This window comes from Nostoc sp. PCC 7107, from assembly GCF_000316625.1.
In the GTDB taxonomy this organism is placed as follows: Bacteria; Cyanobacteriota; Cyanobacteriia; order Cyanobacteriales; family Nostocaceae; genus Nostoc_B.
Genome location: NC_019676.1, coordinates 5018023 through 5038554, shown reverse-complemented (window position 1 = coordinate 5038554; position 20532 = coordinate 5018023). Strand labels below are relative to the sequence as shown.

Sequence of the window (20532 nt, the reverse complement as noted above, 5' to 3'; positions counted from 1 at the left end):
TTGACAACCAAACACCTGACTAATGTTATGGCTCTATGGATGTTACCAGTGTCAGGACTTGAAAAAATATATATATAGCGATCGCCTGATTGAGACTTGATACCAAAAATCCACAATCCACTAATGCTATACAGACGATTTGGACGCACAGAATTACAGATGCCGGTGTTTTCTTGCGGCGGCATGAGATATCAATTCAAATGGCAAGATGTTTCTTGGCCAGAAATTCCCACAGATAACCAAAAAAATCTCGAAGCTACTATTCACAAAGCAGTTGAAGTCGGAATTAATCACATTGAAACTGCGCGTGGTTATGGTAGTTCGGAAATGCAATTGGGCAAAATACTACCAAAGTTTCCCCGTAAAAAATTAATTGTCCAAACTAAAGTTTCACCTGTTGCTGATGCCAAAGAATTCCGGCAGACATTTGAAAAATCGTTACGTAATCTCCAGTTAGATTATGTTGACTTGTTTAGTTTGCATGGTATTAATCATAGTGAATCACTGGAATATAGCATCCGTCCTGGTGGTTGTTTAGACGTAGCAAAGCAATTGCAAGCTGAAGGAAAAGTAAGATTTATTGGCTTTTCTACTCACGGCGCTACAGATTTAATTGTGCAGGCAATTAATACCAATCAATTTGATTATGTAAATCTGCATTGGTATTACATTAATCAAACTAATTGGCCAGCAATTGCAGCCGCTAATAAACTTGATATGGGAGTATTTATTATTAGTCCTTCTGATAAAGGCGGACAGCTTTATAAAGCACCACAAAAATTAGTGAATCTGTGTGCGCCCTTGAGTCCAATGGTGTTTAATGATTTGTTTTGTCTGAGTCATTCTCAGGTGCATACCCTGAGTTTAGGCGCAGCTAAACCCCAAGATTTTGATGAACACCTAAAGACATTAGAGTTATTGGATGAATCTTCCGAAATTTTACCCCCAATTTTGGCGAGATTAGAAGAGGAAGCGATCGCCATTTTAGGGGAAGATTGGGTAAAAACTTGGCATATCAACTTACCAACCTGGCAAAATACCCCAGGTGAGATAAATATCCCCATGATTTTGTGGCTATGGAATTTAGCTAATGCCTACGATTTAGTAGACTACGCTAAAACCCGTTACAACCTCATGGGTAACGCTAGTCATTGGTTTCCTGGTAACAAAGCAGATAAACTCAACGAAATAGATTTACGCCAATGTCTTAGCCGAAGTCCACACGCCGATAAAATTCCGCATATTTTGGCAAAAGCACATGAAATGTTGGGCGGAGAGGAAGTGAAACGCTTGTCGCAACAATAGATATGGCGTTTCCTAATTTGCTGAAGTGCTAATTATCTGAGTTTATCTGCGTCCATCCTCTTCTACTGGCGTTAAAGTAACACCAAAAACTAAATTATCCTAAAATTCCGCCTAGTAGAGTGCGTCAGTTTAAAAAAACATAATCATGTCAGAAAATGACGCACACTACATTTTAAATCTTTTTTCAGAAGTTCTTAATTCCTTATTTATTGTGACTGACACACTGGAAAGCAACTACATTAAATTTATTTTTTCTTTTTTTATAAAATAAAACATTGATTTTTCTCTGAGCGATGTATTAACAACACCATCAAAAGTACTTGAAAATTTTCCGATATTAAGGATAAGATACTCAAGCGTCAAAACGTTTTTTGTCAAGCAGATAAATGCTTAATTTAGCATAAGTAAGAGCTAAATTAGGCTTAATGTCTCATGTTTAAAAAGCTCATTAATTTAGACATCAAAAATTAAATTAATTAGTTGATTGCTTGACACAAGAAAAAAGATCGGTGCTGTCAAACTTTTTTTAATATACTTCTGAGGCTGCGTAGATTTATGGCAATTATTACAGGTGACAATGGTAATAATATACTTCCAGGAACTCCAGACAACGATACTATTAGAGGACTTGGAGGCAACGATCAACTCAACGGTGGAGCCGGAGATGACATCCTAGATGCGGGATTAGGAACCGCAGACGAAGTAGATGGCGGAATTGGGATTGATACTTTAGTCATTGATTACTCCAGTGTGTCAACCAACGTCAGCAGATTGGGTAATTCCTATATCACCTCAGGTAATCGCACCTTCTACAGCAACATTGAGCAGTTTAACATCACCACTGGTAGTGGTAATGATGAACTCATTGGTGGAGTATTTAACGATATTCTCAATGGAGGTGCTGGGAATGATGTGATTAGTGGTGGTGGTGGGAATGATGTACTCAACGGTGGTGCAGGTGACGACATCATCACCAAAGGAGCCGGAGCAGATACGGTCGATGGTGGTACAGGAATTGATACTCTTGTAGATGCTGATTTCTCCGCAGATACCACAGGCAGAACCTTAACTATCACAGGTAGCACCCTCGCCACAATCGTTTCTGGTGGCAACACTTATCAAGGTTTGGAGTTTCTACGCAACATCACTGCTGGTAGTGGTAATGACAACATTCGTCAAGCCACGACAATTCAGGAAAATAATCAACTTAATGGTGGAGCAGGAGACGACATCCTGGGTGCGGGATTAGGAACCGCAGACGAAGTAGATGGCGGAATTGGGATTGATACTTTAGTCATTGATTACTCCAGTGTGTCAACCAACGTCAGCAGATTGGGTAATTCCTATATCACCTCAGGTAATCGCACCTTCTACAGCAATATTGAGCAGTTTAACATCACCACTGGTAGTGGTAATGATGAACTCATTGGTGGAGTATTTAACGATATTCTCAATGGAGGTGCTGGGAATGATGTGATTAGTGGTGGTGGTGGGAATGATGTACTCAACGGTGGTGCAGGTGACGACATCATCACCAAAGGAGCCGGAGCAGATACGGTCGATGGTGGTACAGGAATTGATACTCTTGTAGATGCTGATTTCTCCGCAGATACCACAGGCAGAACCTTAACTATCACAGGTAGCACCCTCGCCACAATCGTTTCTGGTGGCAACACTTATCAAGGTTTGGAGTTTCTACGCAACATCACTGCTGGTAGTGGTAATGACAACATTCGTCAAGCCACGACAATTCAGGAAAATAATCAACTTAATGGTGGAGCAGGAGACGACATCCTGGGTGCGGGATTAGGAACCGCAGACGAAGTAGATGGCGGAATTGGGATTGATACTTTAGTAATTGACTACTCCAGTGTGTCAACCAACGTCAGCAGATTGGGGAATTCCTATATCACCTCAGGTAATCGCACCTTCTACAGCAATATTGAGCAGTTTAACATCACCACTGGTAGTGGTAATGATGAACTCATTGGTGGAGTATTTAACGATATTCTCAATGGTGGTGCTGGTAATGATGTGATTAGCGGCGGCGCGGGGAATGACATTATTACTCAAGGAGCCGGAGCAGATACAGTCGATGGTGGAGCAGGGGTTGATACCCTTGTGGATGCCGATTTCTCCGCAGATACCACAGGTAGAACCTTGATTATCAATGGTAGTACCTTAGCAACCCTGGTTTCTGGTGGCGACACTTATCAAGGCTTTGAGTTTTTCTTGAATGTCACAGCTGGCAGTGGTAACGATACTATTCGCTTTACTTCTGCGACTCCGGCCGATAACAATGTTAGAGGCGGTGCAGGTAATGACACAATTGAGGCTGGTGCAGGTAATGACACCCTTGATGGTGGTACAGGAAACGATGTACTCAACGGTGGTTCAGGTAACGACATCTATGTAGTGGATAGTTTGGGAGATGTGGTGATTGAAACCTCGACATTAGCGACAGAAATAGATACTGTACGTTCTTCAATTAGCTATACTCTGGGTGCGAATCTGGAAAATCTGACCTTAACAGGTACGTCAGCCATCAATGGTACAGGAAATAGCTTAAATAATACGATCGCAGGTAATAGCGGTAACAATATTCTCAATGGTGGTGCTGGTAACGACAGTCTGAATGGCGGAACTGGAAGTGATACGTTAATTGGTGGCACAGGTAATGATAACTATGTAGTCAATAGCGCTGGCGATGTCGTAACTGAAAACCTCAACGAAGGTACAGATACAGTCCAATCATCCATCACGTACACTCTGGGGGCGAATCTGGAAAATTTGACCTTAACTGGTACGTCAGCCATCAATGGTACAGGAAACAGTTTAGCCAACACTATCACAGGTAATAGTGGTAGTAATACCCTTAATGGTGGGACTGGAAATGATACCTTAATTGGTGGCGGTGGTAACGATATAATTTTGGGTGGTGATGGTAACGATACCCTGAATGGTGTTGGTAGTGAGTTTGGTAGATCAACAAGAGACAGTCTCACTGGTGGCAACAATAACGATTTATTTATCCTGGGTAATGCTAGTGCTGTTTTTTACAACGATGGTAATAACACCAACGCTGGTCTAAATGATTATGCTTTGATTACGGACTTCAGCATTGCTGAAGATAGAATCCAACTCAGAGGTACAGCGAGTTCTTACTTGCTAGGAACATCACCGATCGCTGGTATAACAGGAACATCTATTTACCTTGATAGTAATGGTAATGGAACTTTCAACTCTACTGATGAATTGATTGCGATCGCACAAGGAGTTTCAGGACTAAACTTGACAGCCAGTTACTTTAGTTATGTATCCTAATCCCTAGAAATTTGGATCATTAAGCTTTGAAACCTTGTGGTGCAAATCACAAGGTTTCAAATGAGGCATGAACACTAAAATTTCCGATTTTAGACTTTATTCTGCTTCTTTCTTCGCCAGTGTTTGACTCCCCATTGGCACAACTAACACCTTATCTACGCGATTACCGTCCATATCCATCACCTCAACCCGCATTCCTTCCCATTCAAAATGATCGGCGGCGGAGGGTATGCGGCCTAAATGAGTAATCACAAAGCCACCCAAGGTTTGATAGCTACCGCGTTCGTCAGATTCCCATTCTTCCATTTCAAACAGTTCAAAAAATTGATCTACTGGTAACATCCCATCCAGTAGCCATGAACCATCTTCTCGTTGTACTGCTTGGGGTTCGTCTTCTCCCGGCCCGGCGGGAACATCCCCGACAATTTCGCTCATGATGTCGTTGAGGGTGACTAATCCTTGAATCACGCCGTACTCATCCACGACAATTGCCATGTGGGTGATAGTTTGCTTGAATAACTCCAAAACCTTCAAGCCACGAGTGCTTTCTGGGACAAACACAGGTTGACGCAATCCCACTGTTAAATCGAGAGATTCATTCCGAAAACTCCGGGCGAGTAAGTCGGTTACAGGAATGATCCCCAGTACATTGTCAAGTCCTCCTTGACAAACTGGATACCGAGAATAACCATTTTCAGTCATTTTTTGGCGGTTTTCTTCGGCAGTGTCTTCTAAGTCTAGCCAAATGATATCAGGGCGGGGTGTCATAAAAGAACTGACAGGGCGATCTCCTAAACGAAAAACTCGCTCTACCATATCCTGTTCTGCTTCTTCAAAGGTTCCCGCTTCTGTACCTTGCTCAATTAGGATTTTAATTTCTTCTTCCGTGACTTGTGGCTCATCAGAAGGTGTAATGCCTAAAATCCGCAACACCAATTCTGTAGAAGCACTCAACAAATGCACCGCTGGGGATGCTAGAGCCGCTAACGCCCGCATTGGGATCGCCACAAACGCTGCAATTTTTTCTGGGTTGTTTAATGCCAACCGCTTCGGTACTAATTCTCCGATAATCAGAGATAGATACGTAATAATTAAAACGACTATCCCAAATGATACTGGTTCGCTATAGGGAGCTAAAACGGGGATAAGTTTTACATATACAGCCAGACGACTAGCAATTGTAGCTCCCCCAAAAGCACCAGTCAGGATACCGATAAGAGAAATTCCGACTTGAACGGTAGATAAAAAATTATTGGGAGACTCTGCTAGTTTTAATGCCGCCCTGGCTTTGGGATCTCCTTGATTGGCAAGCTGCTGAAGCCTGACCTTCCGCGCTGAGACAATCGCCATCTCAGACATGGAGAAGATGCCGTTGGCAATGATTAGTACCAAAATGATTAAAATTTCAGAAGTAATGGAGGACATGTTTGGATTTGCCGCTATGGGGAGCGAACTATGCTTAACCCCTAGTATCTAGTATTAAACGTTATTTAAAGTGCTGAGATATGTGCTTTGACCAAAAAAGGCTAAAGATTCAGGGATGAAATTTAGACTTTACACTTCATACTTCAGTTGACTATGCACAAAGTAGTAGTTTAACTTCTTAAATTTATATATTTATAATTTCCATCATCATTCTTCCATAGAAATAATAAGTAAGGCGTTAACACTTTTAAAATGGTGAACATAAACTACCTATAAATTTTCTTATCACCGAAGATTTCCACCTCTAGTAGAACTTATGGCATTTTCTTCTATTGTGCGTGCCTTAGCGCGATCGCCTCTCACCACAGAACTGCTTTCCAAACTCAATCGGCAAAAAGATTTACGCTTAAATGGAATTTCCCGTCTACCCAAGGGTCTTGTAGCATCGGCATTAGCGCAAAATTCAGGCAAAAATTTATTTGTAGTCTGTGCCACCCTAGAGGAAGCCGGACGCGCTTACGCTCAATTAGAGGCGATGGGATGGCAAACAGTCCATTTTTACCCCACTTCGGAAGCATCCCCTTACGAACCTTTTGACCCCGAAACGGAAATGACTTGGGGACAAATGCAGGTTTTGGCGGATTTGGTGAAGAGTCAAGGTTCAGTCAATGGTCAAAATAAAATAATAGCGGTGGTTGCTACTACGGGGGCGTTACAGCCGCATTTACCGCCACCAGAGGCTTTTTCACCCCTTAGCCTCACCTTAAAGAAGGGGATGGAATTTGACTTAAATGCTTTCAGTACCAAAATTACTACCTTGGGTTACGAACGAGTACCTCTGGTAGAAACAGAAGGACAATGGAGTCGGCGCGGTGATATTGTTGATATTTTTCCAGTATCTTCAGAATTGCCAGTACGCTTGGAATGGTTTGGCGACGAAATCGAGCAAATCAGAGAATTTGACCCCACAACTCAGCGTTCTGCCCTTGACAAAATTGCTCAGATCGTGCTGACTCCCACTAGCTTTACGCCGATCATTTTAGATGCACTGAAAGATAGTGCTGAGTTCCGAATGCTGAGTGCTGAGTTAAATACTGAATCGTCACTTGATCATCAAGAGTCAGCAATTCTAGAAGGGAGTCGCAGATTTTTAGGGTTGGCTTTTGAAAAACCTGCCTCAGTGCTGGATTATCTACCTGAAAATACTTTAATTGCTATTGACGAACCAGAACAGTGCCACGCCCATAGCGATCGCTGGGTGGAAAATGCTGAGGAACAATGGTCGCTGGGGACTGGGGAATTAGATTTGGGTGCTGTGCAATTGCCGAAAATCCATCGGTCGTTTGATGATTGTCTGGCAGAACTTACCCAATTTCTCACTGTTTATTTATCAGAAATCGCCGAAGAAAACAACGGGATTAATTTAGCGAGTCGGTCTGTACCCGTCACACCGCACCAATTTGGTAAACTGGCGGAAACACTACGTCAAGAACGCGATCGCAATTTCTCTATCTGGTTAATTTCTGCCCAACCTTCCCGTTCTGTCTCTTTACTCCAAGAACACGACTGTCCGGCGCAGTTTATCCCCAACCCGCGCGACTACCAAGCAATTGAAAAGCTACAAATCAACCATACCCCGGTCGCCCTAAAATATTCGGGTTTGGCGGAACTGGAAGGATTTATTCTCCCGACATACCGCCTAGTAATTATCACCGACCGCGAATTTTACGGTCAGCACTCCCTCGCCACACCAGGATATATCCGCAAACGCCGTAAGGCTGCTTCTAAGCAAGTTGACCCGAATAAACTGCGTCCGGGAGATTATGTCGTTCACAGAAGCCACGGAATTGGTAAATTTGTCAAGCTGGAAAGTTTGACATTTAACGATGAAACCCGTGACTACATAGTTGTACAGTACGCCGATGGTTTGTTGAGGGTGGCGGCTGATCAAGTTGGTTCTTTGTCAAGGTTCCGCACCACAGGAGATAAAGCCCCAGAACTGCACAAAATGACCGGGAAGGCTTGGGACAATACCAAGAACCGTGTCCGCAAAGCTATCAAGAAATTAGCGGTAGACTTGCTGAAATTATATGCGGCGCGATCGCAACAACAAGGTTACGCCTATCCTCACGATATGCCTTGGCAAGAGGAAATGGAAGATTCTTTCCCCTACCAACCCACAACCGACCAGCTAAAAGCCGTCCAAGATGTGAAACGGGATATGGAAAGAGATCGCCCAATGGATCGTTTAGTTTGTGGTGACGTTGGTTTTGGTAAAACCGAAGTTGCAATCCGCGCCATTTTTAAAGCTGTGACTTCTGGTAAACAAGTCGCACTCTTAGCGCCGACAACTATTCTTACCCAGCAACATTACCACACCCTCAAAGAACGCTTTGCCCCCTATCCTGTAAATGTCGGCTTACTCAACCGCTTCCGCAGTGCTGAAGAACGACGTACTATACAAAAACGCTTGGCAACGGGTGAGTTAGATATCGTCGTGGGGACACACCAACTTTTAGGTAAAAGTGTCAGTTTCAAAGATTTAGGACTGTTGGTCATAGACGAAGAACAACGGTTTGGGGTGAACCAAAAAGAGAAAATTAAATCCTTGAAAACTCAGGTTGACGTGCTGACTCTTTCCGCCACACCCATTCCCCGTACCTTGTATATGTCTTTATCTGGGATTCGGGAAATGAGTTTGATTACTACACCACCCCCCACCAGACGACCAATTAAAACCCATCTTTCCCCCAGAAATCCTGAAAGTGTCCGCAGCGCCATTCGCCAAGAATTAGATCGAGGGGGACAGGTGTTTTACGTAGTTCCACGGGTTGATGGCATAGAAGAGATTACAGCCAATCTCCGGGAGATGGTACCAGGCGCGAGATTTGCGATCGCTCACGGGCAAATGGACGAAAGCGAGTTAGAATCAACCATGCTCACCTTTAGTAATGGTGACGCAGACATCTTGGTATGTACGACAATTATTGAATCTGGGTTAGATATTCCCCGCGTTAACACCATCTTAATTGAAGACGCACACCGTTTTGGCTTATCGCAACTATACCAATTACGCGGTCGTGTCGGCCGGGCAGGTATTCAAGCTCATGCTTGGTTATTCTATCCCAAGCAGCGCACCTTATCTGATGCTGCACGGCAGAGATTACGGGCAATACAAGAATTTACTCAACTCGGTTCCGGGTATCAATTGGCAATGCGCGATATGGAAATCCGCGGCGTGGGTAACTTGCTAGGTGCAGAACAATCCGGTCAAATGGATGCGATCGGTTTTGATTTGTATATGGAAATGTTAGAAGAAGCGATTCGAGAAATTCGCGGTCAAGAAATTCCCCAAGTTGACGATACACAAATTGACCTCAACCTTACCGCATTTGTCCCCGCTGATTATATTCCCGATATTGATCAAAAGATGAGTGCGTATCGTGCGGTAGCGGCGGCGAAATCCCAAGAAGAACTAACGCAGATTGCAGCCGAATGGAGCGATCGCTATGGTACTTTACCCGTCCCCGCCAATCAACTGTTACGCGTCATGGAACTAAAACAATTGGCGAAAAAATTAGGATTTAGCCGGATTAAACCAGAAAACAAACAACACGTAATTTTAGAAACCCCAATGGAAGAACCTGCGTGGAATTTACTTGCAGCCAACTTACCAGAACATCTCAAAACCCGCTTTGTTTACTCTCCTGGTAAAGTCACAGTCCGCGGTTTAGCTGTGATGAAAGCCGACCAACAACTGCAAAGCTTGATTGATGCAATGGGGAGAATGCAAGGTGCGATCGCCGAAGCGGTTGTTGTTTGAAATCCAATTTCTATCAATAAGTTAGAGTCAAAACTAAACAGGAGAACCAAAGTGAGCATTTATCTTGATTTGTCACCAGAACTAGAAAAACAGCTTTCTCATGAAGCTTCTGAGCTTAAATTGACTCTTTCTGAATACATTCTTCGTGTTCTGAGTTCCAGACAAGCTATTACAAATCCACCCAAGACAGGGGCGGAACTTGTAGCCTATTGGCAAAGCGAAGGTATTATCAATTCACGACCTGATATTACAGATAGTCAAGCCTACGCTCGTCAGCTGCGTCACAAAGCTGAAACCCGTGAGCAAGCATAGGTTAATTAGATGTATTTGCTAGATACGGACATTTTGATTGATATTCAACGCGGTCATGCTCCGGCGATTGCTTGGTTTGCCAGCCTACCAGAGTTACCTAGTGTACCTGGTTTTGTGGTTATGGAATTAATCCAAGATGCTCAAAACAAGCAAAAGCTGCGTCATACTTTAAAATTGGTTGCACCCCTAACTACAATCTGGCCGACGGAGGCTGATTTAAATCGAGCCTTGTCAGACTTCACAGCTTACCATTTGTCAGATAGTTTAGGATTGTTAGATGCTTTAATTGGTGCTTGTGCTGTTGGGCGAGGAGCAACACTTTGTACATTCAATGTCAAACATTACCGTGTTATTCCTGGTCTTGTTATGGCACAACCTTACACACGTTAGTTAACGATTAAGTGAAACTTATCTGGCATCTTCAAGGTAGTTACCAATGGTACAGACACCATCCAAAAATTTGACATTAGAGGAGTTTCTCAAGCTACCAGAAACTAAACCTGCCAGTGAATACATTGATGGTCAGATTATTCATAAACCTATGCCACAGGGTGAACACAGCACAATTCAAGGTGAACTAATTATTACCATCAATGGAGTCACAAAACCGCAGAAAATTGCCCGCGCATTTCCAGAATTGCGCTGCATTTTTGCTGGACGTGCGATCGTTCCAGATATATCTGTGTTCCTGTGGGAGAGAATTCCTCGAAATGAGAACGGAGGTGTGGCAAATGTTTTTGCATTAGCACCCGATTGGATAATTGAAATCCTTTCTCCTGAGCAAAGCCAGAGTAAGGTCATTGCTAAAATATTACATTCTTTGAAGCATGGAACTCAAATGGGTTGGTTGATTGATCCGAGCGAAAGATTAGTATTTGTTTATTTCTCAAACCAGCCACCAGAGTTATTTGATCAAGCAGAGCAGTTACTTCCTGTTCCATCTTTTGCAAGTGAGTTACAGCTGACAGTAGGTGATTTATTCGGTTGTCTATTAGAATAAAAAACTTGAATGAATATTAAAAAATATTTATAAAATTTGGATTTGTTAATTTTTAATCAGTTTAACTTAGAGTAATCTTAGAAAAGTTTATATAGTGTTAATTTCCAATGTCTGATATAGCTATCGAATTTCAGGAACTATTGAACCGAGATGACGTGACAGAGCAAAACTGCCAAGATTTTCTGGAGAAAAATACTGAATTATTTTACACACCATTTCTTCTGAACCATCATGTTCATTTCAGTTCAATTATATCTAAATTTCCTTTAGACACATCTTTAGTGACTGATTTTGTTTTTTTAACAAAGTCTTCAGATTTTTGGCATATTGTTTTAGTCGAGCTAGAACATCCAAATAAAAAACTCTTCCGAGATGACAAAAATAAGATTATTCCTACTTCAGATATGACTGAAGCAATGTCACAAATTCATTCTTGGCAAGAATTTATAGATAAAAATAAAAATGAAGTTTTAAGAAGATTAAATCCCCTTATTTTACCCATACCTCTTCGGTATAATCCTATTTTCTTTAAATACTTGTTAGTGATTGGTAGAAGTGAGCAAAAATCTGTAAATCAGGGTATGAGGGATAGATTAGCTAGTCTTTGTAATAATGATATTATTATATGCACATACGACAGCTTAATTAGCTACTACAAACATAGCCCTAAATTTAAAAAGAATGTTCTTAAGCTTAGTAAGAAGTATTTTGAAATCAAATATCTACATGAAGAAGAACCTCTTCTATTCGCTAGTCTATTACCTGAAAATTTAAAGATTACTCCAGAGCAGAAAAGCTTACTAATTGGGCGTGGTTACGATATTGAAGATTGGGAAAAGGGAAAATTACTTTCTTACAACGGTAAAATGACATGTGAAAAATGGAAAACATATAAGAAAAAGCAAAAAAAATAAAATAGCTTTGTTGTTTCCAAAGTAAGTAACTGAGCAATTATAGATAATTAATACTTGGACTTTTTTAAAGATAAACAGCTATGACTGAGCTACTAGAATACGCTAGATCTCGATTGAAAACTTTACCTGCTGATGAGCAAGATGCGATCGCCGTTAATCTTATAGAAGAACTAGAAGATTAACGGCGTTGGGATGAAGCTTTTGCCAAGTCTCCAGACTTACTCGCTAAACTTGCATCTGAAGAGATGACTGTATTCCGTGCAGGTACAACCCAAGAGTTAGATCTAAATACTAGGCTGCTGTCTCAGTTTTAGGAATGTAGCGCGATCGCCTGCTCTCTAGTTAGTTTTTACACTAACAAACCCAATAATCAAATGTACTAAAATTGAGATCCAAGCTCTGTTAGAGTGATTTCGTATGTCTTTGCAAGAACTGAAGGAACAAGCTTGTAAACTTCCTGTGAGCGATCGCTGATAATTGATAGTAAGACTTTTCTAAGGATAGACAGCTATGAGTGAGCTACTAGAATACGCAATATCCCGATTGAAAACCTTACCTGCGGATGAGCAAGATGCGTTAGCGAAGCTGTCCGTAGGAATCGCATCTATGATTTTAGAAGAACTAGAAGATGAACGCCGTTGGGATCAAGCTTTTGCCAAGTCTCCAGATTTACTTGCCAAACTAGCATCTGAGGCGATCGCCGAATTTCGTGCAGGCAAAACCCAAGAGTTAGATCCAGAGAATAGGCTGCTGTCTCAGTTTTAGGAATGTCGTGCGATCGCTACTACTATATGTATAGATTTTGAAATCAAGTATCAACTTTGCTTGCAATTTTGCGATCGCCTGTCGCATAGTTTCTTTTTACACCAAACAAACTCAATAATCAAATGTACTAATGCCCTTAAAGCTCAGTTAATCTCCCAAGCAATAGCTGTATTTACTGAAAAACCTACACTGTATGCTACTGCATACAGTGTAGGAGTATGTCTCCTATCAAGCTTTTGCTTATGCAGGAATTAACACTGTATCAATGACGTGAATAACACCATTATCAGCAGCAACATCTGGTGTAGCAACATTGGCATCATTAATTTTGACACCATTTGAAGCATCGATTTTTACGTCAGAACCTTCAACAGTGGTAGCTGACTTCAGCTTCACTACATCGGCTGCCAACACTTTACCTGAAACTACATGATAAGTCAGGATTTTCTTGAGCTTTGGAATATCCTTGAGCAATGAATCTACTGTACCTTCTGGAAGCTTTGCAAATGCTTCATCAGTCGGTGCAAAAACAGTAAATGGGCCAGTTCCTTTGAGAGTATCTACTAGACCAGCAGCTTTAACCGCAGCAACTAGAGTATTAAAAGAACCAGCATTCACAGCAGTATCAACAATGTCTGCCATATTTTTGATTTATCCCTTCACATTTCGTTACAACGGTAAGCTTTTTGCCATTAGATAGTATCTACCTTTAGATACATACCTAATTAAAAGAATCTTCAGTAACCAGAATGCTATGTATAGTTTTTTAGCTATGTATTATTTTTATCTAGCATGAAATCTTTATGGGCAGTCACAAGCATCTGTGCCTGTCTTAACACATTGCTAAATAAATAAGTAGGAATCTGCCAAGCAGCGACAGTTATTTCTTTAGTAATATCTTGTACGCTAATTGCTATTAGTCCATGCTCTGCTGTCTCTCCCTGTACTGCACCAGACCAAGTAAAAGCTAATAAAAAATCATCTTCTCCCGGTAAGGATGCAATTAAACACTCTTCGGGCGCAGCATGGCAAGTAATTCCATGTTCATTTGCAATGGCGATTAGTTTTTGGAAATCATTCAAATTCGTCATTTTTTGTTGTCAGCACTATCAAGTTTTCTCAAAGGTTAAAATCTAATTATTTGGTTTTAGTTTTAGCCAAGCTGTTAAAGATTTGTCAAGGATAATCCAAAAATCCTATCGCCAACTACTAGTTTTATTAGCAACAATTGTTACTGTTTTACAGAAAGTTACTTATCTAAATTATTAGCAATATTTGCCAGATAAAAGCTGAATGAGAATTATTCAATAGCTTCAAAAACTAATTGGAAGGCAAATGAAAGTACACCGAGACTCACCCACTTATAGAGATTCCTGACTTAGTGAGCTACGGAAACAAGAATTAACCGCCGATAGAAGAGGATGAACGCAAATGATGAAATAATTGTTACTTTGTCGGGGCAAATTTTGTATTCCGATGGAGAAGCAAGGAGCCTAAAGGATGAGTATAATCACAACTCAAGACGGCACGCAGACATATTACAAAGATTGGGGTACTGGACAACCTGTGGTTTTCAGTCACGGTTGGCCTCTGAATGCTGATGCTTGGGACGAGCAATTGGTTTTTCTGGCAGATCATGGTTATCGGGCGATCGCCCATGATCGTCGTGGCCATGGCCGATCCAGCCAACCTTGGAACGGCAATGAGATGGATACCTATGCAGATGATCTGGCGACACTGATTCAGACCCTGGACTTAAAAGATGTTGTCTTAGTTGGTCATTCTACTGGCGGTGGTGAAGTTGCCCGTTATATTGGTCGCCACGGGACAAATCGCGTGGCCAAAGCTGTGTTAGTGAGCGCAGTACCTCCACTGATGCTCAAAACTGAAGGGAATCCAGGTGGACTACCACTGGAAGTCTTTGACAACATCCGCGCAGGTGTAGCGAGCGATCGCTCTCAGTTCTACAAAGACCTGAGTGAATCATTCTATGGTGCAAACCGTCCGACTAACAAGGTTTCCCCAGGTGTACGAGAACAGTTCTGGCTATGGAGTATGCAGGTTGGTCTCAAAGGTGCGATCGACTGCATCAAGGCCTTCTCTGAAACTGATTTCACTGAAGATCTGAAAAAGTTTGATGTGCCAACACTGATCATTCATGGCGACGATGACCAAATTGTGCCGTTAGCTAACTCATCTTTACTTTCTGCACAGATTGTCAAAGATTCGATTCTCAAAGTCTATCCAGGCGCAGACCACGGATTGTTTAGTACCCATCGAGACAAGTTTAATAGCGATTTACTGGCATTCCTCCAGAGTTAAACGGACGAAAGTCACTCAAGCATGGCAGATGTTTTACTGTTAACTTCTGCCAAAATTCCTCAACCAAGATTAAATGGCGATCGCAATGTCCATGCACCTTATTTTACGGTTATTACATTATTAATTGATTACCTATTTTTTGGACTACTGGTTAATTGGACGCTCCAATTCCAAATCATTCCAAGATGCCGGGTCTTCTACAGGTTCGAGGTGTGTGATGATGCTGCTTCCTGGCAGGGCTTGAATAATTTTCAACTCAATCTCTTCACATAACTTATGTCCTTGGCTTACTGTCCAAGCGCCTGGTACTAAAACGTGAAAGGAAATAAAGCGACGTGTCCCCGCTAATCGAGAGCGTATGGCATGGAACTGGATATTTTGATGTTCGTACTCACTAAATATCTGCCGGATCATATCTAGTTCTTCTTTTGGTAAAGCGGTGTCTAGTAGCCCAGAAAAGGTTTCCCGCAGCAAACGAAATCCAGCCCACACAATATTGACTGCTACCAATAGGGCAATGATGGGGTCAAGTACTAACCAACCTGTTACCTGCACCAAAAGAATTCCTATTATTACACCACCTGAAGTCCAGACATCAGTTAATAAGTGATGAGCATCTGCTCGCAAGGTGATGGAACGTAAGCGTTTTCCGGCTTTGAGTAAGACAACAGCTACCACACCGTTGACTGCTGTGGCTAAGAATGACAACACTAGCCCTAATCCCAGTTGAGTCAGTGGTTCTGGATGCTGTAACCTTCCCCAAGCTTCTACTGCAATACTAATAGCCGCCACGATAATCAATGCACCTTCAGCTCCACTCGAAAAATACTCGGCTTTAGAATGCCCAAAGGTATGTTCGGCATCGGCTGGTTTGGCTGCATAAGTTAATGCCCATAATGCCACTAGTGCAGCTAATAAATTTACACATGATTCAATGGCATCAGACAGTAGCCCGACGGAACCTGTTAATAGGTAAGCCCCAAACTTTAAACCAATAGTCACGACTGCGGCTGCAATTGATAAAAAAGCGTAGGAACGGGCTGTTGGGCTACTCATTCAAACTACTCAACTGTAATTTCTACGTAACTGTAACAAATTTAGCCTTTAGTTTTATCTATCTTCAGACTTTTAGGTTTTTTTAAACACCAGGCTGGTAAGACAAGGCAAAAGTCAAAAGAAAGACTAGAAGATTGTGGGAAAAGCATGGGGTCAAATTATTTTCCCGCCCAAAAGGTGAGATACTGTGGAAAAAATAATTTTACAGGATAGATGTAATATATGCAGCTTTTTGGTATGCCTGTAGAAAAAGGCAGATGGTTGCTGATTCCGCTTGGAGCAACTGTTTTACTTTGCCTTGGCACTGTTTATTCATGGAGTATTTTTAGAAAACCTTTAGAGAAATTACTGAATATTAACGCAACAGAAAGTTTGTTGCCATTTACGGTTTTATTAATTGTGTTTGCGATATTGATGCCAATTACTGGCTTTTATATCAACCGCTTCGGGACTCGGAGGATCACCGCAGTTGGTGGTGTAATTATGGGACTTGGTTATATATTGTCTAGTCTAGATGGCAATTTACAATTATTAACTGTGACTTATGGTGCGATCGCTGGTGCGGGTGTAGGTATAGTTTATGGTGTACCGTTAGCTGTGATCGCTAAGTGGTTTCCTGATAAAAAAGGTATTGCAGTTGGTTTAACTGTGATTGGTTTTGGACTGTCGCCGTTAATTACTGCACCTTTGGCGAAATCATTGATTGATGCTTACGGAGTGCGACAAACTTTTGTAATTTTAGGTGTTGCTTTTACACTGATTATTTTAGCGATCGCCACTGTGTTGCAACCACCCCCCCAAGATTGGAAACCAGCCGGATGGAATCCCAATGTTGCAGTTCAGGGAAGTACATCACTCACCAATTATGAGATCTTGCAAACACCAGCATTTTACGGTTTGTGGATTTGTTATACAATCGGCACATTCTCAGGATTGGCAGCAATTGGTATTTCTAGCCCTTTAGCTCAAGAAATCATTAAACTAGATGCAACTACAGCCGCAAGTACAGTTTCTTTATTTGCAGTATTTAATGCTTTTGGCAGGATATTTTTTGGCTGGTTTACTGACCGTTTTAGTCCGAAGTTAGCAGCAATTTTTTCTTTTACTTTAGTATTAATTGCGTCGCTGATGATGCTAAAAGCTGGCCAAGGAACTGTCGCTACTTATTTAATAGCGTTTTCCCTATTTTACTTTTCTTTTGGTGGCTGGTTAGCGATCGCTCCAACCACCACCTTAATTTTGTTCTCCTCCGCTGACTATGCCAAAAATTACGGTCTAGTTTTCACAGCTTACGGTGCAGGGGCATTAGGTGGAACTTTGTTAGCTGGCAGAATTCGAGATATTTTCGGCAGTTACACTGTTTTCTTTTATCCAACTACAGCACTGGCAATTTTAGGAATTGTGTTAGCTGTGTTTATGCTCAAACGTAGCTTTTCTGGTTCTAGTATTAGTCAAGCTAATTAGGGTTTTTATAGTGCTGAGTACTTTCTTCTTACTCAGCACTAATACCAACTTCATAAAGAATTGGTATAAGAAGGTAAAAAAGGATAGTCTGTGTAACCTTTTTCATCACCACCATAGTAGGTATGGCGATCGCCTGTATTTAGAGCTGCATCTAACTGGAAACGTTTGGGTAAGTCAGGATTGGCGAGAAATAATGCACCAAAGGAAATTAAGTCTGCAATGCCATTGGAGATCGCTGCATTACCTGTTTGTTTATCGTAACCACCATTAGCAATCAACACGCCAGGATATAAAGGGCGAAATTCTGCAACCGGAATTGGTTTACCACCGTGGCGAATATCGGCTGGCGTGGGTTCCATTAAGTGCAGATATCCTAAGTTAAAGTGCTTGAGGGCAGCGATCGCATAGCTGAAGGTAGATTTCGGATCAGAATCATGGATATTGTTAAATGTGTTGCTGGGTGATAGTTTCACACCTACCCGCGCCGAACCCCAAACGCTACATACTGCTTCTGTGACTTCCAACAGAAACCGCGCCCGATTTTCAATAGAACCACCATAGCGATCGCTGCGTTGATTAGCACCATCTTGTAAAAACTGATCAATTAGATACCCAAAGGCTCCGTGAATTTCCACACCATCAAAACCAGCTTCTAGGGCATTTTTCGCGCCTTGACGGAATTGGTCAATCACGCTGGGAATCTCATCTAAATCCAATGGGCGAGGAGTAACAAAAGGTTGATCACCAGTGTAAGTCATGGCATTACCAGCAGGTGCGATCGCTGAAGGCGCTACAGGTAATGCGCCATCTGCTTGTAAGGAAGGGTGAGAAATGCGTCCTGTATGCCATAGTTGCAAAAAGATTCTGCCACCTGCACTATGTACTGCTTTTGTCACTTCTTGCCAGCCTGTAATCTGTGCTGGAGAGTGAATTCCTGGTGTAGCGGGATAACCCAAACCTTGGGATGATACTTGCGAACCTTCGGTGACAATCAACCCAGCCGTGGCACGTTGAGCGTAATATGTAGCATTCAGTGGCGTTGGTGCATTGCCCTCTCCAGCCCGATTGCGTGTCATCGGAGCCATAACAATTCGGTTGGGTAAAGTGTAGTCACCAAGCTGGATGGGTGAGAATAAATCTGGATTGTTGGTCATTTGTTCTGTGTTTTTTGTGATTGGTTGTAGAAGGAATGAGTATTACTTCTTACTCTTAGAGGGATAAAGCCAAGCTTTAAATAAACGTGTTACCTGGGGCATAATCACCCAAGTCATCAAGGGCATCATGATGCTAATATTCACCAGACTAGCTATCCATACAGGCAGGACACTGGTAATGGGTCTGAGAAGATTCGGCAGAATCAAAATCACGGGATAAAGACCAATTGCACTGACGATCGCAGTTTTCCATTTGGGTGGCGGTAAGGCATTGGGGATTTCTGGGAGAGCAAACCAAGCTTCTAGGCTGTTGACACGCATAACTTTGGCTCCATCAACTGTGAGAGCTTCGGCGCGGGCAATCCAACCTTGACAAATCACAGATTCTTCCCATTCGTGTAAATGTTTAGCTGTGTCAAACCGCAAAATTAACTGCCACTCGCCTTTTTTAGTTAGCGGATATAAAACATCACTCCCCATATAGCCGGGAAAGGTGCTGGCTGCTAGAATCACGCCTTTGGTTGCTTCTTCAAAAGCTTCTTCTAACCCTGGTTTAACACGACGAGCGATCGCAATTACACCAGGAGATGGGTATTGACATGGTTCTTTCATAATTTGTAATTTGTAATCCTCAAGCGGCAAAATCACTGCCAAAAATTCTGCCCCCGCCATATTGCAAACGTAGTGCCAAGCTTTGACTGCCCTAAATCACAGAAATTGCGGTTAATGCTGCACCTATGACAATTACGCCAACAGCACCCACCATCGATAAGTTTTGCAGCAGTTTAGCACTGTTGGGTAAATGATCTATCCATTGATGAGCATAAACAACAATCAACCCGATCGCCACCAACACCGATGCTAATCCGAGGCTAAATGCACTAACTAACACTACACCATAAGCAGCTTGATGCAAAGCGATCGCACTAAATAATAAAACCAGTGCCGAGGGACAAGGTACAATACCCCCAGCAATTCCTAATGCAATTAGGGATTTGGTTGGTGGATGATGGTGATGATGCTTATGTGTGTGTTCATGAGTAGTCAGGCGTTTATCTAAGAGCCAAAAACCAACTCCGCATACAGTTAAACCACTGAGCAAACCGAGAATTGGATATAGTGTTTCTGGCAAGATATACTGTGCAGCCACCAAAGCCACAAGTCCCAAGATAAAAACTCCTAGTGTATGAGTGATGGTGGTGACAAGTCCCAATACTAGCGCCTGTTTTGGTGTTCCCTGTGAACCAACAAGATAAGCAGCTACCATTGTTTTGCCATGTCCTGGTGAAAGGGCGTGTCCGGCTCCAAATAGAAAGGCTATACCCAATCCCGTGATGATCAAACTTGGAGTTAGCTGTTGGTGAATCAAAATTTTGGTATAAAATTCGCCATGTCCAATATGAGCCAGTACTGGTTTCTCTAAATACAGAATCAGTAATCCAAATAGCACAAAGGTACTCCAAAAAATAAATTATTCAATTCGTTTACTCAACAAAACTTTTATCTCCCTTATCTTCTTTGTACGTGGATAATGGGATATGTGTTTAATTGTCAGTCCCTAAACCCAAGTAAGTACTCACACAGACTTAATTACATATCTTATTTTCCTGTTCCCTACCTCTACTAATAAATTTAATTTTGTACAACTATTTAAGACATATACTCTGA

At 42.0% G+C, this 20532-nt stretch carries 17 protein-coding genes and 1 pseudogene; 11 read left to right on the top strand and 7 right to left on the bottom strand.

The features are described 5' to 3' along the window. The first annotated feature begins 123 nt into the window (after window positions 1-123). A complete protein-coding gene (locus tag NOS7107_RS21525) occupies window positions 124-1305 on the top strand; it encodes an aldo/keto reductase (RefSeq protein WP_015115061.1) in 1182 nt (393 codons plus the stop codon). A 555-nt stretch (window positions 1306-1860) separates the two neighbouring features. Then, window positions 1861-4629, top strand: coding sequence for a calcium-binding protein (locus tag NOS7107_RS21520; RefSeq protein ID WP_015115060.1), 2769 nt, complete (start codon window positions 1861-1863; stop codon window positions 4627-4629). 96 nt (window positions 4630-4725) lie between these two features. Here NOS7107_RS21520 and NOS7107_RS21515 read toward each other — a convergent pair whose 3' ends face one another. After that, window positions 4726-6054 carry a hemolysin family protein gene (locus tag NOS7107_RS21515; protein WP_015115059.1) on the bottom strand — a complete coding sequence of 443 codons (1329 nt, stop codon included), beginning with the start codon at window positions 6052-6054 and terminating at the stop codon, window positions 4726-4728. A gap of 316 nt (window positions 6055-6370) precedes the next feature. On the opposite strand from NOS7107_RS21515, the gene mfd reads away from it, so the two are divergent. The 7 genes and pseudogenes from mfd (at window position 6371) to NOS7107_RS21480 (ending at window position 12868) form a co-directional block, all read left to right on the top strand. Continuing rightward, window positions 6371-9877, top strand: coding sequence for a transcription-repair coupling factor (mfd, locus tag NOS7107_RS21510; RefSeq protein ID WP_015115058.1), 3507 nt, complete (start codon window positions 6371-6373; stop codon window positions 9875-9877). Between the two features lie 51 nt (window positions 9878-9928). Continuing rightward, on the top strand, window positions 9929-10189 hold the full coding sequence (locus tag NOS7107_RS21505; protein WP_015115057.1) for a hypothetical protein: 261 nt from the start codon (window positions 9929-9931) through the stop codon (window positions 10187-10189). 9 nt (window positions 10190-10198) lie between these two features. Beyond that, window positions 10199-10579 (top strand): PIN domain-containing protein, encoded by a 381-nt coding sequence (locus NOS7107_RS21500; protein WP_015115056.1) that lies wholly within the window; start codon window positions 10199-10201, stop codon window positions 10577-10579. 46 nt (window positions 10580-10625) lie between these two features. Further along, the gene (locus tag NOS7107_RS21495; RefSeq protein ID WP_015115055.1) at window positions 10626-11189 is read left to right on the top strand and encodes a Uma2 family endonuclease; all 564 of its coding nucleotides are present in this window, start codon (window positions 10626-10628) and stop codon (window positions 11187-11189) included. Between the two features lie 107 nt (window positions 11190-11296). Continuing rightward, the gene (locus NOS7107_RS21490; RefSeq protein WP_015115054.1) at window positions 11297-12103 is read left to right on the top strand and encodes a Shedu immune nuclease family protein; all 807 of its coding nucleotides are present in this window, start codon (window positions 11297-11299) and stop codon (window positions 12101-12103) included. A gap of 80 nt (window positions 12104-12183) precedes the next feature. Beyond that, window positions 12184-12417 (top strand): annotated as a pseudogene (locus tag NOS7107_RS21485) (hypothetical protein). A 196-nt stretch (window positions 12418-12613) separates the two neighbouring features. Then, on the top strand, window positions 12614-12868 hold the full coding sequence (locus NOS7107_RS21480) for a hypothetical protein (RefSeq protein ID WP_015115053.1): 255 nt from the start codon (window positions 12614-12616) through the stop codon (window positions 12866-12868). 240 nt (window positions 12869-13108) lie between these two features. Here the strand turns inward: NOS7107_RS21480 and NOS7107_RS21475 are convergent, their stop codons facing one another. Together NOS7107_RS21475 and NOS7107_RS21470 are read right to left on the bottom strand one after the other, a co-directional pair. Further along, complete coding sequence (locus NOS7107_RS21475) at window positions 13109-13510, bottom strand: fasciclin domain-containing protein (RefSeq protein WP_015115052.1); 402 nt, start codon at window positions 13508-13510, stop codon at window positions 13109-13111. 128 nt (window positions 13511-13638) lie between these two features. Next, entirely contained in the window at window positions 13639-13959 is a 321-nt protein-coding gene (locus NOS7107_RS21470; protein ID WP_015115051.1) for a hypothetical protein, read from the bottom strand. A gap of 409 nt (window positions 13960-14368) precedes the next feature. On the opposite strand from NOS7107_RS21470, the gene NOS7107_RS21465 reads away from it, so the two are divergent. Then, window positions 14369-15190, top strand: coding sequence for an alpha/beta fold hydrolase (locus NOS7107_RS21465; protein ID WP_015115050.1), 822 nt, complete (start codon window positions 14369-14371; stop codon window positions 15188-15190). A 144-nt stretch (window positions 15191-15334) separates the two neighbouring features. Here NOS7107_RS21465 and NOS7107_RS21460 read toward each other — a convergent pair whose 3' ends face one another. Continuing rightward, a complete protein-coding gene (locus NOS7107_RS21460; protein ID WP_015115049.1) occupies window positions 15335-16246 on the bottom strand; it encodes a cation diffusion facilitator family transporter in 912 nt (303 codons plus the stop codon). 222 nt (window positions 16247-16468) lie between these two features. Here NOS7107_RS21460 and NOS7107_RS21455 point away from each other — a divergent pair, with 222 nt between their 5' ends. After that, window positions 16469-17710, top strand: a complete 1242-nt coding sequence (locus NOS7107_RS21455; protein ID WP_015115048.1) for an OFA family MFS transporter — start codon at window positions 16469-16471, stop codon at window positions 17708-17710. A 50-nt stretch (window positions 17711-17760) separates the two neighbouring features. Here the strand turns inward: NOS7107_RS21455 and NOS7107_RS21450 are convergent, their stop codons facing one another. The 3 genes from NOS7107_RS21450 to NOS7107_RS21440 all read right to left on the bottom strand — a co-directional run bounded on the left by NOS7107_RS21450 (window position 17761) and on the right by NOS7107_RS21440 (window position 20314). Continuing rightward, complete coding sequence (locus NOS7107_RS21450; RefSeq protein ID WP_015115047.1) at window positions 17761-18864, bottom strand: alkene reductase; 1104 nt, start codon at window positions 18862-18864, stop codon at window positions 17761-17763. Window positions 18865-18906: 42 nt separating this feature from the next. Then, window positions 18907-19476 (bottom strand): antibiotic biosynthesis monooxygenase, encoded by a 570-nt coding sequence (locus NOS7107_RS21445; protein WP_044501047.1) that lies wholly within the window; start codon window positions 19474-19476, stop codon window positions 18907-18909. 91 nt (window positions 19477-19567) lie between these two features. Next, window positions 19568-20314, bottom strand: a complete 747-nt coding sequence (locus NOS7107_RS21440) for a nickel/cobalt transporter (protein ID WP_015115045.1) — start codon at window positions 20312-20314, stop codon at window positions 19568-19570. Window positions 20315-20532: the final 218 nt, after the last annotated feature.

Excerpts from the sequence above, each read along its gene's own strand:
- NOS7107_RS21525 (WP_015115061.1), top strand. The coding sequence starts at position 124 with ATGCTATACAGACGATTTGGACGCACAGAATTACAGATGCCGGTGTTT.
- NOS7107_RS21520 (WP_015115060.1), top strand. The coding sequence starts at position 1,861 with ATGGCAATTATTACAGGTGACAATGGTAATAATATACTTCCAGGAACT.
- NOS7107_RS21515 (WP_015115059.1), bottom strand. The coding sequence starts at position 6,054 with ATGTCCTCCATTACTTCTGAAATTTTAATCATTTTGGTACTAATCATT.
- mfd (WP_015115058.1), top strand. The coding sequence starts at position 6,371 with ATGGCATTTTCTTCTATTGTGCGTGCCTTAGCGCGATCGCCTCTCACC.
- NOS7107_RS21500 (WP_015115056.1), top strand. The coding sequence starts at position 10,199 with ATGTATTTGCTAGATACGGACATTTTGATTGATATTCAACGCGGTCAT.
- NOS7107_RS21495 (WP_015115055.1), top strand. The coding sequence starts at position 10,626 with ATGGTACAGACACCATCCAAAAATTTGACATTAGAGGAGTTTCTCAAG.
- NOS7107_RS21490 (WP_015115054.1), top strand. The coding sequence starts at position 11,297 with ATGTCTGATATAGCTATCGAATTTCAGGAACTATTGAACCGAGATGAC.
- NOS7107_RS21480 (WP_015115053.1), top strand. The coding sequence starts at position 12,614 with ATGAGTGAGCTACTAGAATACGCAATATCCCGATTGAAAACCTTACCT.
- NOS7107_RS21475 (WP_015115052.1), bottom strand. The coding sequence starts at position 13,510 with ATGGCAGACATTGTTGATACTGCTGTGAATGCTGGTTCTTTTAATACT.
- NOS7107_RS21470 (WP_015115051.1), bottom strand. The coding sequence starts at position 13,959 with ATGACGAATTTGAATGATTTCCAAAAACTAATCGCCATTGCAAATGAA.
- NOS7107_RS21465 (WP_015115050.1), top strand. The coding sequence starts at position 14,369 with ATGAGTATAATCACAACTCAAGACGGCACGCAGACATATTACAAAGAT.
- NOS7107_RS21460 (WP_015115049.1), bottom strand. The coding sequence starts at position 16,246 with ATGAGTAGCCCAACAGCCCGTTCCTACGCTTTTTTATCAATTGCAGCC.
- NOS7107_RS21455 (WP_015115048.1), top strand. The coding sequence starts at position 16,469 with ATGCAGCTTTTTGGTATGCCTGTAGAAAAAGGCAGATGGTTGCTGATT.
- NOS7107_RS21450 (WP_015115047.1), bottom strand. The coding sequence starts at position 18,864 with ATGACCAACAATCCAGATTTATTCTCACCCATCCAGCTTGGTGACTAC.
- NOS7107_RS21445 (WP_044501047.1), bottom strand. The coding sequence starts at position 19,476 with ATGAAAGAACCATGTCAATACCCATCTCCTGGTGTAATTGCGATCGCT.